At 63.1% G+C, this 16,407-nt stretch carries 13 protein-coding genes and 1 tRNA gene; all 14 read right to left on the bottom strand.

The features are described from left to right. The coding region (gene tuf, locus C936_RS0114135; RefSeq protein ID WP_018862856.1) for an elongation factor Tu at window positions 1–847 on the bottom strand (847 nt) is incomplete at its 3' end. Window positions 848–892: 45 nt separating this feature from the next. Continuing rightward, window positions 893–2,989, bottom strand: coding sequence for an elongation factor G (gene fusA / locus C936_RS0114140; RefSeq protein ID WP_018137619.1), 2,097 nt, complete (start codon window positions 2,987–2,989; stop codon window positions 893–895). A gap of 22 nt (window positions 2,990–3,011) precedes the next feature. Then, the gene (rpsG, locus tag C936_RS0114145; RefSeq protein ID WP_018175517.1) at window positions 3,012–3,479 is read right to left on the bottom strand and encodes a 30S ribosomal protein S7; all 468 of its coding nucleotides are present in this window, start codon (window positions 3,477–3,479) and stop codon (window positions 3,012–3,014) included. A gap of 26 nt (window positions 3,480–3,505) precedes the next feature. Then, complete coding sequence (gene rpsL, locus C936_RS0114150; RefSeq protein WP_012983537.1) at window positions 3,506–3,883, bottom strand: 30S ribosomal protein S12; 378 nt, start codon at window positions 3,881–3,883, stop codon at window positions 3,506–3,508. 109 nt (window positions 3,884–3,992) lie between these two features. Then, window positions 3,993–8,213, bottom strand: a complete 4,221-nt coding sequence (gene rpoC / locus C936_RS0114155) for a DNA-directed RNA polymerase subunit beta' (RefSeq protein ID WP_018175516.1) — start codon at window positions 8,211–8,213, stop codon at window positions 3,993–3,995. Window positions 8,214–8,286: 73 nt separating this feature from the next. Continuing rightward, window positions 8,287–12,366 (bottom strand): DNA-directed RNA polymerase subunit beta, encoded by a 4,080-nt coding sequence (gene rpoB / locus C936_RS0114160; protein WP_018175515.1) that lies wholly within the window; start codon window positions 12,364–12,366, stop codon window positions 8,287–8,289. Window positions 12,367–12,496: 130 nt separating this feature from the next. Continuing rightward, window positions 12,497–12,877, bottom strand: a complete 381-nt coding sequence (gene rplL / locus C936_RS0114165) for a 50S ribosomal protein L7/L12 (protein WP_018137615.1) — start codon at window positions 12,875–12,877, stop codon at window positions 12,497–12,499. Window positions 12,878–12,944: 67 nt separating this feature from the next. Further along, window positions 12,945–13,466, bottom strand: a complete 522-nt coding sequence (gene rplJ, locus C936_RS0114170) for a 50S ribosomal protein L10 (RefSeq protein WP_018137614.1) — start codon at window positions 13,464–13,466, stop codon at window positions 12,945–12,947. A 214-nt stretch (window positions 13,467–13,680) separates the two neighbouring features. Then, on the bottom strand, window positions 13,681–14,376 hold the full coding sequence (gene rplA, locus C936_RS0114175) for a 50S ribosomal protein L1 (protein ID WP_018137613.1): 696 nt from the start codon (window positions 14,374–14,376) through the stop codon (window positions 13,681–13,683). Between the two features lies 1 nt (window position 14,377). Continuing rightward, entirely contained in the window at window positions 14,378–14,809 is a 432-nt protein-coding gene (gene rplK, locus C936_RS0114180; protein WP_018137612.1) for a 50S ribosomal protein L11, read from the bottom strand. Window positions 14,810–14,871: 62 nt separating this feature from the next. Next, window positions 14,872–15,405 (bottom strand): transcription termination/antitermination protein NusG, encoded by a 534-nt coding sequence (nusG, locus tag C936_RS0114185; protein WP_018137611.1) that lies wholly within the window; start codon window positions 15,403–15,405, stop codon window positions 14,872–14,874. A gap of 16 nt (window positions 15,406–15,421) precedes the next feature. Then, window positions 15,422–15,787: a preprotein translocase subunit SecE gene (gene secE / locus C936_RS0114190; protein ID WP_012983545.1), complete on the bottom strand. Its 366-nt coding sequence runs from the start codon at window positions 15,785–15,787 to the stop codon at window positions 15,422–15,424. A 39-nt stretch (window positions 15,788–15,826) separates the two neighbouring features. Further along, a tRNA-Trp gene (locus tag C936_RS0114195) sits at window positions 15,827–15,902 on the bottom strand. Window positions 15,903–15,988: 86 nt separating this feature from the next. Then, window positions 15,989–16,407, bottom strand: a 419-nt coding sequence (locus C936_RS0114200) for an EF-Tu/IF-2/RF-3 family GTPase (protein WP_018862878.1), incomplete at its 5' end; no start/stop codon positions are given.

The raw sequence follows: 16,407 nt of genomic DNA on the forward strand, positions 1-16,407 counted from the left end.
CACGCAGCAGAATGCCCACGTTGTCGCCCGCTTCGCCCTGGTCCAGCAGCTTGCGGAACATCTCGACACCGGTGACCGTGGTCTTCTGGGTGTCGCGGATACCGACAATCTCGATTTCCTCGCCCACCTTGACCACACCGCGCTCGATACGACCGGTCACCACCGTGCCGCGGCCAGAGATCGAGAACACGTCCTCCACCGGCATCAGGAAGTCGCCGTCCACGGCGCGTTCCGGCTCCGGAATCCAGGTGTCCATCGCTTCGACCAGCTTGTAGATCGCCGGCGCGCCCACTTCGCTCTCGTCACCTTCCAGCGCCTTCAGCGCGGAACCGGTGATCACCGGGGTGTCGTCGCCCGGGAAGTCATAGGAAGACAGCAGGTCGCGCACTTCCATCTCGACCAGCTCGAGCAGCTCGGGGTCGTCGACCATGTCGGCCTTGTTCAGAAACACCACGATGTACGGAACACCGACCTGGCGCGCCAGCAGGATGTGCTCGCGGGTCTGCGGCATCGGGCCATCGGCCGCGGACACCACCAGAATCGCGCCGTCCATCTGCGCCGCACCCGTGATCATGTTCTTCACGTAGTCCGCGTGCCCAGGGCAATCCACATGCGCGTAGTGACGAATGTCGGATTCGTATTCCACGTGCGCCGTGGCAATCGTAATCCCGCGCGCCTTCTCTTCCGGCGCATTGTCGATCTGGTCAAACGCACGGGCTTCACTGCCGTACTTCTTGCCCAGCACCGCCGTCATCGCCGCCGTCAGCGTGGTCTTGCCATGGTCCACATGACCAATCGTCCCCACATTCACATGCGGCTTCTTACGCTCGAACTTTTCCTTGGACACAGCTCAAACCTCTTTCTACAGTTCTTTCGGATTACGCGATTCGGTTCAGGAGGCCTTCGCCGCCACAGCCTCGGCGACCTGCGCCGGCGCCTCGGAGTACTTTTCGAACTCCATCGAGTACGTGGCGCGACCCTGGCTCATCGAGCGCAGCTGCGTCGAATAGCCAAACATCTCGGACAGCGGGACCTCGGCCTTCAGTAGCTTCTGACCCGCGATATCCTCCATACCCTTGACCAGGCCACGACGTCGGTTCAGATCGCCCATCACGTCGCCCATGTATTCTTCCGGCGTCTCCACCTCGACCTTCATCATCGGCTCCAGCAGCACGGCGCCAGCCTTCAACGCACCCTCCTTGAAGGCCATCGAACCAGCCACCTTGAACGCCATCTCGTTCGAGTCAACGTCATGGTAGGAGCCGTCAAACAGCGTGACCTTTACGTCCACCACCGGATAACCGGCGAGCACGCCGTTGGCCATCTGCTCCTCGACGCCCTTGTTGACGGCCGGGATGTAGTCCTTCGGCACGACACCACCGACGATGGCGTTGACGAATTCATATCCGTCGCCCGCCTCTTGCGGCTCGATGCGCAGCCAGACATGACCGTACTGGCCGCGACCACCCGACTGGCGCACGAACTTGCCTTCGGTTTCAACGCTCTTCTTGATCGTCTCGCGGTACGCCACCTGCGGCTGACCGACGTTCGCCTCGACCTTGAACTCGCGCTTCATGCGGTCGACCAGGACCTCGAGATGGAGCTCGCCCATGCCGGAGATGATCGTCTGGCCGGACTCTTCGTCAGTCCGCACACGGAAGGACGGGTCTTCCTGCGCCAGCTTGTTCAGCGCGATACCCATCTTTTCCTGGTCCGACTTGGTCTTCGGCTCGACCGCGATCGAGATCACCGGCTCCGGGAACTCCATGCGTTCCAGCTCGACCGGATTATTTGGATCGCAGAGGGTACTCCCCGTGTACAGATCCTTCAGGCCAACCACCGCACCAATGTCACCTGCGCGCAGCTCCTTGATCTCCTCGCGGGAGTTGGAGTGCATCTGCAGGATGCGGCCGATGCGTTCGCGGCGATTGTTCTGCGTATTAAGCACGGTGTCACCCGCGCTCAGCACCCCGGAGTAGACACGTACGAACGTCAGCGAGCCCACGTACGGGTCGGTCATGATCTTGAACGCGAGCGCGGCAAACGGCTCGTCGTCCGAGGCGTGCTTCGCGACCGGCTCTTCCGTCCCGGCCTTCACGCCCTTGATCGCCTTGACCTCTTCCGGCGACGGCAGGTACTCAACCACCGCGTCGAGCATGGCCTGCACGCCCTTGTTCTTGAACGCGGAGCCGCACAACATCGGCACGATCTCGAGTTCGATCGTGCGATGGCGAATCGCCTGCTTGATCTCTTCCTCGCTGAGGTCCCCCTCGTTGAGGTACTTATCCATCAGCTCTTCATTGGCTTCGGCAGCGGCCTCGAGCATGTTCTCGCGCCACTTTTCCGCCTCGGCCTTGAGCTCTTCGGGGATGTCCTTGTACTCGAAGGAGATGCCGAAGTTATCTTCGTCCCAGAAGATCGCCTGCATCTTGACCAGATCGATCACGCCCCGGAAGTTATCCTCAGCACCGATCGGCAGCTGGATCGGGACCGGGTTCGCCTGCAGACGCTCTCTCATCTGCTCGTAGACACGCAGGAAGTCGGCGCCGGCGCGGTCCATCTTGTTGACGAAGGCCATCCGCGGAACCGAGTACTTCGTGGCCTGACGCCAGACGGTCTCGGACTGCGGCTGCACACCACCCACGGCGCAGTACACCATCACCGCACCGTCGAGCACTCGCATGGAACGCTCCACCTCGATGGTGAAGTCCACATGCCCCGGGGTATCGATGATGTTAACGCGGTGCTCATCGAACTGCTTGGCCATGCCCTGCCAGAAGCAAGTGGTCGCCGCGGAAGTGATGGTGATCCCGCGCTCCTGTTCCTGCTCCATCCAGTCCATCGTGGCGGCGCCTTCATGGACCTCGCCGATCTTGTGCGACAGACCGGTGTAGAACAGGATGCGCTCGGTCGTCGTCGTCTTGCCGGCGTCGATGTGCGCGCTGATCCCGATGTTCCGGTAGCGCTTCAGTGGGGTCTTGCGTGCCACGTTGAGCCTCTCTAAATCGGTTTTACCAGCGGAAATGGGCGAACGCCTTGTTCGCTTCCGCCATGCGGTGAGTGTCTTCGCGCTTCTTCACGGCGGAGCCCTTGGAATCGGCGGCATCCATCAGCTCGCCCGCCAGCTTCAGCGCCATGGTCCGCTCGCCACGCTTGCGGGCCGCTTCCACGACCCAGCGCATCGCCAGGGCGTCCTGACGAACCGAACGCACCTCGACCGGCACCTGGTAGGTGGCGCCGCCCACGCGACGAGACTTCACCTCGACACGCGGACGAATGTTGTCCAGCGCGCGCTCCAGTGCACCCATGCCATCACCCTGCTTGGACTCAATCTGGTCCAGCGCGCCGTACACGACCTGCTCTGCGACCGACTTCTTGCCGTCACGCATCACGGTATTGATGAACTTGGCCAGGCGCTCGCTTCCGAACTTCGGATCCGGAAGGATGTGACGCTTGGGGGCAGCTGCTCTTCTCGACATGTCTCAGTTCCCGCTCTTGTACACGGTTAGGATTTCTTCGGGCGCTTGGTGCCGTACTTGGAACGACCCTGGGTGCGGTTCTGCACACCCTGGGTATCCAGGGAGCCACGCACCGTGTGGTAACGCACACCGGGAAGATCCTTTACACGACCGCCGCGAATCAGGACCACCGAGTGCTCCTGCAGGTTGTGGCCTTCGCCGCCGATGTAACTACTGACTTCGTAGCCATTGGTCAGACGCACGCGCGCAACCTTGCGCAGCGCGGAATTCGGCTTCTTCGGCGTGGTCGTGTAGACACGGGTGCATACCCCGCGCTTCTGCGGCGAGCCCTGCAGCGCCGGCACGTCGCTCTTCTCGACGGGGCGCTTGCGGGGCTTGCGTACCAACTGATTGATCGTGGCCATGAAACCCTTTCTCCTAGCCTAAAAATAACGACAGGCCGGCGCCGTGACCGGCCTGTCGAGGGAGCGGAATTCTAATCGCCGCCCCCTGAAGTGTCAACAGAAGGGGAGGCTATTCGGAGCCTTCCCCGGTGGTTTCCGGACCCGAGGCATCGGATTCGGTGTCGGCGGTGACCGCTGACGCCTCCTCGACGGTCTCGAACTCCGGCATTTCCAGCTCGCGCTTGCGGCGGCGTTCCTTGTGGTATGCCAGCCCCGTACCGGCCGGGATCAGGCGACCCACAATCACGTTCTCCTTCAGGCCACGCAGATCGTCACGGGCGCCACGGGTGGACGCCTCGGTCAGCACGCGGGTGGTCTCCTGGAAAGAGGCCGCGGAGATGAACGATTCCGTCACCAGCGACGCCTTGGTGATGCCGAGCAGCACACGCTCGTAGGTCGCCGGCTGCTGGTCGTCACCGAGCTTCTCGTTCTCCTCGAGGACCCGCACACGATCCACCTGGTCCCCCGCGAGGAACTTGGTGTCGCCTGGGTTGACGATGTTCACCTTGCGCATCATCTGACGAACAATGACTTCGATGTGCTTGTCATTGATCTTCACGCCCTGCAGGCGATAGACGTCCTGGATTTCCTGGACCTGGTATTCGGCCAGGGTGGTCACACCCCGCAGGCGCACGATGTCGTGCGGGTCCAGCTCACCGTCCACCACAACCTCGCCGCGCTCCACGCGCTCGCCCTCGAACACGTTCACGGTGCGCAGTTTCGGGATCAGCATCTCGACCGGATCACCCTTGTCCGGCGTGATCACCAGGCGCTGCTTGCCCTTGGTCTCCTTGCCGAACGAGACGGTGCCGGAGATCTCCGCCAGCACGGCCGGCTCCTTCGGACGGCGGGCCTCGAACAAGTCGGCCACACGCGGCAGACCACCGGTGATGTCGCGGGTCTTGGACGACTCCTGCGGCAGGCGGGCGATAACGTCACCGACCTCGACGCGGGCATTGTCCTCGAGATTGAAGATCGCATTGGCCGGCAGCATGTACTGCGCGGGCATGTCGGTGCCCGGGATGTACACCTCGTTGCCATCATCATCCACAAGCTTGACGGTCGGGCGCAGGTCCTTGCCGGCGCTCGAGCGGCTCTTCGGATCGAGCACCACATTCTGGGACAGACCGGTGAATTCGTCCGTCTCCTTGGTCACGGTGACATTCTCGACGAAGTCCGCCAGACGAATGTAGCCGCCCACCTCGGTGACGATCGGGTGGGTATGCGGATCCCAGGTCGCGACTTCCTGACCGGCCTCGACCGCATCTCCATCCTTGACGGTGATGGTGGCGCCGTAGGGGATCTTGTAGCGCTCACGCTCGCGCCCCTGGTCGTCGATTACACCCAGCTCCCCGGAGCGCGAGACCGCAACCAGGTTGTCCGCCTTGTTGGTGACGGTCTTCAGGTTGTGCAGACGCACGGACCCGGCGTTCTTCACCTGGATCGCGCTGACCGTAACCGCACGGCTGGCCGCACCCCCGATATGGAAGGTACGCATGGTCAGCTGGGTGCCCGGCTCGCCGATGGACTGCGCGGCGATCACGCCCACCGCTTCGCCCTCGTTGACCTCGTGGCCACGGGCCAGATCGCGGCCGTAGCACTTGGCGCAGATGCCCTGGCGGGTCTCGCAGGTAATCGCGGAGCGCACCAGCACCTCGTCCACCGAGGCCTCGTCCAGCTTGTCGACCATTGCCTCATCCAGCAGCGTGCCCGCCGGCACCAGAATCTCGTCGGTGCCCGGGCGATGGACGTCCACCGCCGTGGTACGACCCAGTACGCGGTCGCGCAGCGGCTCGACTACATCCCCGCCCTCGATGATCGGCTTCATCACCAGGCCCTGCTGGGTCCCGCAGTCGTGCTGAGTAACCACCACGTCCTGTGACACATCCACCAGACGGCGGGTCAGGTAACCGGAGTTCGCGGTCTTCAGCGCGGTATCGGCCAGACCTTTACGCGCACCGTGGGTCGAGATGAAGTACTGCAGGACGTTCAGACCCTCGCGGAAGTTCGCGGTGATCGGCGTCTCGATGATGGAGCCGTCCGGCTTGGCCATCAGGCCACGCATCCCCGCCAGCTGACGGATCTGGGCCGCAGAACCACGCGCGCCGGAATCGGCCATCATGAAGATCGAGTTGAACGAGCTCTGCTCGACCGTCTCGCCCTCGGCGTTGGTGACCTGCTCCTTGCCGAGCCGCTCCATCATCGCCTTCGCGACCTGGTCATTGCAGTGCGACCAGATGTCCACGACCTTGTTGTAGCGCTCGCCCTTGGTGACCAGGCCCGAGGCATACTGCTCCTCGATCTCCTTCACCTGCTCTTCGGCGTTCTGCAGGATCGGCTGCTTCTCGTCCGGGATGACCATGTCATCCGAGCAGAACGAGACCCCGGCGCGGGTCGAATAGTAGAAGCCCGCATACATCAGCTGGTCCGCGAACACCACGGTGTCCTTCAGGCCCAGGCGACGGTAGCAGGAGTTGATCAGCGCGGAGATGGTCTTCTTGCTGAGCTCGCGGTCGATCAGCTCGAACGGCAGCCCCTTCGGCATGATGCGCGACAGGATCGCGCGACCGACGGTAGTCTCCACGCGCATGGACGGCAGCGGCTCGCCTTCCGCGACATCCGCCATGGTGTCGGCGATGCGCACGGTGACGCGCGCATGCAGGTCGACCAACTTGTGTTCGTAGGCGCGATGCACCTCGTCCACATCGGCGAAGGTCATGCCCTCGCCCTTGGCGTTCACCTTCTCGCGCGAGAGGTAGTACAGACCCAGCACGATATCCTGCGACGGCACGATGATCGGCTCGCCGTTGGCCGGCGACAGTACGTTGTTGGAGGACAGCATCAGCGTGCGCGCCTCCAGCTGGGCCTCCAGCGACAGCGGCACGTGCACGGCCATCTGGTCACCGTCGAAGTCGGCGTTGAACGCGGCACAGACCAGCGGGTGCAGCTGGATCGCCTTGCCCTCGATCAACACCGGTTCAAAGGCCTGGATGCCCAGGCGGTGCAGGGTCGGGGCACGGTTCAGCATCACCGGATGCTCGCGGATCACCTCTTCGAGGATATCCCAGACCTCTGGACCTTCCTTCTCCACGGCCTTCTTTGCGGCCTTGATGGTGGTCGCCAGTCCACGGCGCTGCAGCTTGCCGAAGATGAACGGCTTGAACAGTTCCAGCGCCATTCGCTTGGGCAGGCCACACTGGTGCAGGCGCAGGGTCGGGCCGACCACGATCACGGAACGGCCGGAATAGTCGACACGCTTGCCGAGCAGGTTCTGGCGGAAGCGGCCCTGCTTGCCCTTGATCATGTCAGCCAGGGACTTCAGCGGGCGCTTGTTGGTGCCGGTGATCGCACGACCGCGACGGCCGTTATCCAGCAGCGCATCCACGGACTCCTGCAGCATGCGCTTTTCGTTGCGCACGATGATATCCGGGGCGTTCAGCTCCAGCAGGCGGCGCAGACGGTTGTTGCGGTTGATCACCCGGCGATACAGGTCGTTCAGGTCGGAAGTCGCGAAGCGACCACCGTCCAGCGGCACCAGCGGGCGCAGGTCCGGCGGCAGCACGGGCAGCACGGACATGATCATCCACTCCGGCTTGTTGCCGGATTCCAGGAACGACTCGATCAGCTTGAGGCGCTTGCCCAGACGCTTGATCTTGGTCTCGGACCCGGTCTCGGACAGATCCTGGCGCAGCTTCGCGGCCTCGCCCTGCAGGTCCATCTCCCTCAGCAGGCTCAGCACGGCCTCGGCACCCATCATCGCGGTGAAGTCGTCGCCGTGCTCCTCCATCGCCTCGAGGTATTCCTCGTCGGTCAGGAGCTGGCCCTTCTCCAGCGTGGTGAAGCCCGGGTCGATCACAATGAAGGACTCGAAGTAGAGCACCTTCTCGATGTCCTTCAGGGTCATGTCGAGCAGCAGCCCGATGCGGGACGGCAGGCTCTTCAGGTACCAGATGTGCGCGACCGGCGAGGCCAGGTCGATGTGCCCCATGCGCTCGCGGCGCACCTTGGTCTGGGTCACCTCGACGCCGCACTTCTCGCAGACCACACCCCGGTGCTTCAGGCGCTTGTACTTGCCGCACAGGCACTCGTAGTCCTTCACCGGGCCGAAGATCTTGGCGCAGAACAGGCCATCGCGCTCCGGCTTGAAGGTCCGGTAGTTGATGGTCTCCGGCTTCTTAACCTCGCCAAAGGACCACGAACGGATCTGGTCCGCGGAGGCCAGGCCGATACGGATCGCATCGAACTCTTCCGGCTGGGTCTGCTGCTTGAACAGATTGAGGAGGTCTTTCATTCGCTATGCCTCACAAAGCTTTGGGTCGAGGGGTGCCCTGCACCCCTTCGGATCACATTCGGATCGGAGGAGATCAGTCCTGCTCCAGCTCGATATTGATGCCGAGCGCCTTGATCTCCTTCATGAGCACGTTGAACGACTCGGGGACGTTGGCCTCCATGTGGTGCTCGCCGTCGACGATGTTCTTGTACATCTTGTTGCGGCCCTGCACGTCGTCCGCCTTCACCGTCAGCATTTCCTGCAGGGTGTAGGCGGCACCGTAGGCCTCCAGCGCCCAGACCTCCATCTCGCCGAAGCGCTGACCACCGAACTGCGCCTTGCCGCCCAGCGGCTGCTGGGTGACCAGGGAATACGGACCGGTCGACCGCGCGTGCATCTTGTCGTCGACCAGATGGTTCAGCTTCAGCATGTGCATGTAGCCGACGGTCACCGGGCGATCGAAGGAGTCACCGGTCCGGCCGTCGAACAGCTCGGCCTGCCCCGTCTCGGGCAGATCGGCCAGCCGCAACATCTCCTTGATCTCGGCCTCCTCGGCACCATCGAACACCGGCGTCGCCATCGGCACGCCACCGCGCAGGTTGCGGCAAAGCGCAATGATCTCGGCGTCCGACATGGAGTCGAGGTCGACCTTCTTGTCACGGTGGTTATAGATATTGCCCAGGAACTCGCGCAGCTTCGCGATTTCGGCCTGCGCCTCGAGCATGCGGTTGATCTTGTCGCCCAGCCCCTTCGCGGCCCAGCCCAGATGAACCTCCAGCACCTGCCCGACGTTCATGCGCGAGGGCACGCCCAGCGGGTTCAGGACCACGTCGACCGGGGTCCCGTCGTCGAGGAACGGCATGTCCTCTTCCGGCACGATCATCGAGATCACGCCCTTGTTCCCGTGGCGGCCGGCCATCTTGTCGCCCGGCTGCAGACGGCGCTTCACGGCCACGTAGACCTTGACCATCTTCTGCACGCCCGGCGGCAGGTCGTCGCCCGCGGCGACCTTGGCCTTCTGGTGCTCGAACTTCTTGTCGAACAGCTCGTGCTGCTCCTGCAGCTGGCGACCGAGGTCCTCCAGCTGCGAGTTCACGGCGTCGTCCTTCAGGCGCACCTCGAACCACTGGTTGCGGGACAGGCCCTGCAGGTACTTCTTGGTGACCTTGGAGCCGTCACCCAGCCCTTCCGGACCGCCGGCAGCCGCCTTGTTGAGCAGCAGCTTCTCGACGCGGGCGTAGATATCGTCCTCGTAGATTCGCAGCTGGTCCTTCAGGTCCTTCTTGACCGCAGCGAGGTCGTCTTCCTCGATCGACTTGGCACGCGCATCCTTCTCCACGCCATCGCGGGTGAACACGCGCACGTCGATCACCGTGCCCTCGATGCCGGACGGCACACGCAGGGAGGTGTCCTTCACGTCCGAGGCCTTCTCGCCAAAGATGGCCCTCAGGAGCTTCTCTTCCGGGGTCAGCTGGGTCTCGCCCTTCGGCGTGACCTTGCCGACCAGGATGTCGCCCGGGTTTACCTCGGCGCCAACATAAACCACACCGGACTCGTCCAGCTTGGCCAGCAGCGACTCGGAGACGTTCGGGATATCCGCGGTGATCTCTTCCTGGCCCAGCTTGGTGTCGCGCGCGACACAGTTGAGCTCCTCGATGTGGATCGTGGTGTAGCGGTCCTCCTGCACCACGCGCTCGGAGATCAGGATGGAATCCTCGAAGTTGTAGCCGTTCCAGGGCATGAACGCGACCATCATGTTCTGCCCCAGGGCCAGCTCGCCGAGATCGGTCGAGGAGCCATCGGCCAGCACATCGCCGCGGGCGATCTCGTCGCCTACCGCGACCAGCGGACGCTGGTTGATGCTGGTGTTCTGGTTGGAACGCGAGTACTTGGTCAGGTTGTAGATATCCACACCCGGCTCGCCGGCGACGGTCTCGTCATCGTTCACGCGCACCACCACGCGGGCGGCATCCACGGAATCGACCGTACCGCCGCGCTTGGCGACGATCGCGGACCCGGAGTCGATCGCCACCGTGCGCTCGATACCGGTACCGACCAGCGGCTTGTCCGCGCGCAGGCAGGGCACGGCCTGACGCTGCATGTTCGCACCCATCAGGGCGCGGTTGGCATCGTCATGCTCGAGGAACGGCAGCAGCGCGGCGGCCACGGACACGATCTGCTTCGGCGAGATATCCATGTACTGGATCTTGTCCGGCGAGGAGATCGTGAACTCCTCCTGGAAGCGGCAGGAGACCAGGTCGTCGGTCAGACGCCCTTGCTCGTCCATCGCCGCGTTCGCCTGGGCGATCACGTACTGGCTCTCCTCGATTGCGGACAGGTACACGATCTCGTCGGTGACCTTGCCGTCTTCGACCTTGCGGTACGGGGTCTCGAGGAAGCCGTAGCGGTTGGTGCGGGCATACACGGCCAGCGAGTTGATCAGGCCGATGTTCGGGCCTTCCGGCGTCTCGATCGGGCAGACACGACCGTAGTGGGTGGGGTGCACGTCGCGCACCTCGAAGCCCGCACGTTCGCGCGTCAGGCCGCCCGGGCCCAGCGCGGAGATACGGCGCTTGTGGGTCACCTCGGACAGCGGGTTGTTCTGGTCCATGAACTGCGACAGCTGGCTGGAACCGAAGAACTCCTTGACCGCGGCGGCCACCGGCTTCGCGTTGATCAGCTCCTGCGGCATCAGCCCTTCGCTCTCCGCGACGGTCAAACGCTCCTTGACCGCACGCTCGACGCGCACCAGGCCCAGACGGAACTGGTTTTCCGCCATCTCGCCCACGCTGCGGATGCGCCGGTTGCCCAGGTGGTCGATGTCATCGGTACGGCCGTTGCCGTTGCGCAGGTCGATCAGGACCTTCAGCACGTCGAGGATGTCCTCGGGTGACAGCACGCCCGGGCCCTCGTCGGTATCGCGGCCGACACGGCGGTTGAACTTCATCCGGCCGACCGCCGACAGGTCGTAGCGGTCCTCGGAGAAGAACAGGTTGGAGAACAGGTTCTCGGCGGCGTCCTTGGTCGGCGGCTCACCGGGACGCATCACCCGATAGATCTCGACCTGGGCCTCCAGCTGCGTCTTGGTGGGATCCAGACGCAGGGTGTCCGACATGAACGGACCGTGGTCGTAGTCGTTGGTGTAGATGGTCTCCACCGACTTCACGCCCTCGGCGCGCAGCTTGTCCAGCAGCTCCTGGGTCAACGGGTCATTGCCAGCCGCCATCAGTTCGCCGGTCGACTCGTCCACCACGCCCTTGGCCAGCACGCGGCCGAGCAGGTACTCGTCCGGTACGCGCAGCCGGTTGATGCCGGCTTTTTCGATCTCGCGGATATGCCGCGGCGTAATCCGGCGCCCGGCCTCGACGATCACGTTCTTGCCGTCGGTGATGTCGACCACGGCGGTCTCGCCGCGCAGGCGCTCGGGGATCAGGTCCAGTTCACCGCCGTCTTCATCGAGAGTGATCTGGTTGAATTCAAAGAAGGTGGACAGGATCTCTTCCGTATCCATGCCCAGCGCGCGCAGCAGGATCGACGCCGGCAGCTTGCGGCGACGGTCGATACGCACGTAAACCCCGTCCTTGGCATCGAACTCGAAGTCCAGCCAGGAACCGCGGTACGGAATAATGCGCGCGTTGTAGAGCAGCTTCTGGGCGCTGCCCTGAGTCTTGCCCCGGTCGCTGTCAAAGAACACGCCGGGCGAACGATGCAGCTGGGAGACGATCACGCGCTCGGTGCCGTTGATCACGAAGGTCCCGTTCTCCGTCATGAGCGGCATCTCGCCCATGTAGACCTCCTGCTCCTTGACCTCCTTGACCACGGTGGAGCCAGCAGGGGCCTCCTTGTCGTGGATCACCAGGCGCAGCAGGACACGCAGCGGGGCCGCGTAGGTCACGCCACGGATCTGGCATTCCTTCACATCGAACAGCGGCTCGCCCAGGCGGTAGCTGACGTACTCGAGCTGGACATGACCGGAATAGCTAACAATCGGGAACACCGACTGAAACGCCGCGTGCAGGCCCAGCGCGTGACGCGCCTCCGGACCTTTTTCGGCCTGCAGGAAATCCCGATAGGAGGTCAATTGGGTTTCCAGCAGATACGGGACGTCCAGGATCTGGGGACGCTTCCCGAAGTCCTTGCGGATACGTTTCTTTTCGGTATAACTGAGGGCCATGGCTTACCTCGGCGGCTAGCTGAACAACGCGCGAAAAAACCCGCGCCACCACGGGCTGAGGCTGACGACCAAAAGGCCGCCAGCCTCAGGGCTTCGTGATGTACACGAAAACAACAGGCGCAAGCGCCTTTTACTTCAGTTCGACGGTGGCGCCAGCCTCTTCCAGCTCCGCCTTCATCTTCTCGGCTTCTTCCTTCGCCGCGCCTTCCTTGACGGTCGCCGGAACGCCTTCGACCATTTCCTTGGCCTCCTTCAGGCCCAGACCGGTCAGGCCACGGACGACCTTGATCACGCCGACCTTGTTCTCGCCAAAGCTGGACATGACGACGTCGAACTCGTCCTTGGCTTCGGCAGCAGCGGCTTCACCACCGCCGGCGGCAGCCGGGGCGGCCGCAACGGCGGCAGCGGCGGAAACGCCGAACTTCTCTTCCATCTCGCTGATCAGGTCCACGATTTCCAGGACCGTCATGTTGCCGATGGCTTCCAGGATGTCTTCTTTCGAAACGGCCATTTTTTACTCTCCTAACGGGGAACACCCGTATTCATTCAGTACTTGCTCAGAAACGGCTTGATGAGATTCAGGCTGCCTGTTTCTGGTCACGAATTGCTGCAACGGTACGCACGAGCTTGCCCGGGACTTCGTTCACCGTACGGGCGAACTTGTCGAGCGGCGCCTTCATGGTGGCGAGAAGCGTTGCGAGCGCTTCATCGCGCGTCGGCAGACTGGCGAGGCGATCGAGATCGTTCGCACCCATCAGCTGCCCACCAAACGACACCAGCCGGACCTTCAGCTGTTCGTTTTCCTTGGCGAAGGACTTCACCAGACGCGCGGCGGAGCCAGGCTCCTCTTCACTGAAGGCCAGGATCAGCGGGCCATGCAGCTCGGGCTGCATGCACGCGAAATCCGTACCCTCGATGGCACGCTTGGCGAGGTTGTTCTTCACCACCCGCAGATAGACCCCGGAATTGCGAGCCTGCCGACGAAGGTCGGTCATCTGCGCGACCGAGAGACCTCGGTATTCCGCGGCGACCGCGGAATGCGCCGAGGCAGCAACCGTAGCCAGCTCCGAGACAATCGCCTTCTTGTCGTCGAGATTCAAAGCCACGTTGACTCTCCTCTAGTGAGACCACCCGGAGGCGGTCGTGAAACCGGGCGAACCCGGCACTTCGGTGCTCCCGTCGCAGGTACTTCCTGAATCGGGTGACACCATCTGCGCAGGCTGGTGGATTAAGCCGTCCCGCGAACGGGGCAGCGCCTGCGGTCTTGGATGGCGTGCCGCTTGCGCGACAGCCGACCAAAAACCAAAAAACTTCTTACAGCGACAGCGAGGCCTGGTCGACCTTCACGCCCGGGCCCATCGTCGTGGAGATCGTGACCCCCTTGACGTACTGCCCCTTGGACGTCGCCGGCTTCATCTTGACCAGATCCGCCAGCAGGGCGTTCAGGTTGTCGGCCAGCGAGCTGGAGTCGAAATCGGCCGCGCCAATGGTGCAGTGCACGATCCCGCCCTTGTCGGTGCGGTAGCGCACCTGGCCGCTCTTGGCGTTGGTCACCGCGGTCGCCACGTCCGGCGTCACGGTACCGACCTTCGGGTTCGGCATCAGGCCGCGCGGGCCGAGGATCTGGCCGAGCTGCCCGACGACACGCATCGCGTCCGGGGAGGCGATCACCACGTCGAAATCCATCTGGCCGGCCTTCACCTGTTCGGCGAGGTCGTCCATACCGACCACATCGGCACCGGCTTCCTTCGCGGCGTCGGCATTCGCGCCCTGAGTGAACACGGCCACGCGCACGCTCTTGCCATTGCCATGCGGCAGCACCGTCGAGCCACGCACGACCTGATCGGACTTGCGCGGGTCCACGCCGAGGTTCACAGCCACGTCGACCGACTCGCGGAACTTTGCCTTCGGCAGTTCACGCAGCAGGTCAAACGCTTCGGTCACCGGATAGAGACGGCCTGGCTCGACTTTCTCGCGGATGGCCTTCATTCGCTTGGTCATTTTCGCCATGTCAGAGACCCTCCACTTCGAGGCCCATGCTGCGGGCACTGCCGGCAATGGTACGCACCGCGGCGTCCAGATCCGCAGCGGTCAGATCCGGCTCCTTGGTCTTCGCGATTTCCTCGAGCTGTGCCCGGGTCACGGTGCCGACCTTGTTGGTATTCGGCTCGCCGGAACCCTTCTGCACACCCGCGGCCTTCTTCAGAAGGATCGCCGCCGGCGGCGTCTTGGTGACAAAGGTAAAGCTGCGATCTGAATAGACGGTGATCACCACCGGAATCGGCAGACCGGGCTCGATCTCCTGGGTCTGGGCGTTAAACGCCTTGCAGAACTCCATGATGTTCACACCGCGCTGACCCAGCGCCGGCCCGACGGGCGGGCTCGGGTTCGCCTTGCCGGCGGGCACCTGAAGCTTGATATATGCTTCGATTTTCTTCGCCATGATGACTCCCTCGGGTACAAGCGCCTCGCGGCTCCCCGACTAGCAGTGGTGACGTCGGTACGTCAGGTTTTCTCGACTTGGTGGAACTCGAGTTCCACGGGTGTCGAGCGACCAAAAATCTGGACAGCCACCAGGAGGCGGCTCTTCTCGTAGTTCACTTCTTCCACGACGCCATTGAAGTCGTTGAACGGGCCGTCGATCACGCGAACCATCTCGCCCACCTCGAACAGGACCTTCGGGCGCGGCTTCTCGGCGCCTTCCTGCATGCGCTGCAGGATGGCATCGGCTTCCTTGTCGCTGATCGGGGCCGGCCGGTCTGCGGTGCCACCGATGAAACCAAGCACGCGCGGGACCGCCTTGACCAGGTGCCAGGCCTCGTCGTTCAAGTCCATCTGCACGAGGACATACCCCGGGAAGAACTTGCGCTCGCTCTTGCGCTTCTGGCCGTCCTTCATCTCGACGACCTCTTCGGTAGGCACCAGGATCTGGCCGAAGTGGTCCTGCATGGCGAAACGCTCGATGCGCTCCTCCAGCGACCGCTTCACCTGGGCCTCGAAGCCCGAGAATGCCTGTACGACGTACCAGCGTAATGCCATGGAGAGAATCCTGTGACTATCCGATGAAGCGACTGATGGACCAACCCAGGAACATGTCCAGGAGCCAGAGGAAGATCCCGATTATGATCACGACGGCGATGACGATCAGCGTGGTCTGGGTGGTCTCGACCCGGGTCGGCCAGACCATCTTGCGCACCTCGGTGCGCGCATTGCCCATAAAGGCCGCCAGCTGATGCCCCTTCGCCGTGGTCATGCCAATCGCCACGGCCACGCCGACCACGGCCAGCAGCCCGAGCACACGAATCAGAGTGGACTCGTCCGAGAACCAATAAAAGCCCATGACGCCAGCAATCAGCAGCGCCACGGCTACCGCGAGCTTGAAAGTATCCAGCCCGCCGGTCTGTTCCGATTGTTCACTCATGAATACGTATCACCCGGTACTCGCCGCCATCGGTGAAGATGGCAGGCCAGGAGGGACTCGAACCCCCAACCTGCGGTTTTGGAGACCGCTGCTCTGCCAATTGAGCTACTGGCCTAAAAATCGAATCGACAAGAAACAAACGCGAGAGACGACGCACCAGGCGCCGCCTCTCGCGGTCGATCGTTCAACTTATCTACTGTATCACTCGATGATCTTGGATACGACGCCGGCGCCGACGGTGCGGCCGCCTTCGCGAATCGCAAAGCGCAGACCATCTTCCATCGCGATCGGGCTGATCAGCGACACGGTCATCTTCACGTTGTCACCCGGCATCACCATCTCGGTGCCTTCCGGCAGCTCCACCGAACCCGTCACGTCGGTCGTGCGGAAGTAGAACTGCGGGCGATAACCATTGAAGAACGGGGTATGACGACCACCCTCGTCCTTGCCCAGGATGTACACCTCGGCCTCGAAATGCGTGTGCGGGTTGATCGAACCCGGCTTGCACAGCACCTGACCACGCTGCACTTCGTCGCGCTTGGTACCACGCAGCAGAATGCCCACGTTGTCGCCCGCTTCGCCCTGGTCCAGCAGCTTGCGGAACATCTCGACACCGGTGA

It is taken from the genome of Thioalkalivibrio sp. ALJ4, assembly GCF_000377225.1.
Taxonomy (GTDB): Bacteria; Pseudomonadota; Gammaproteobacteria; order Ectothiorhodospirales; family Ectothiorhodospiraceae; genus Thioalkalivibrio.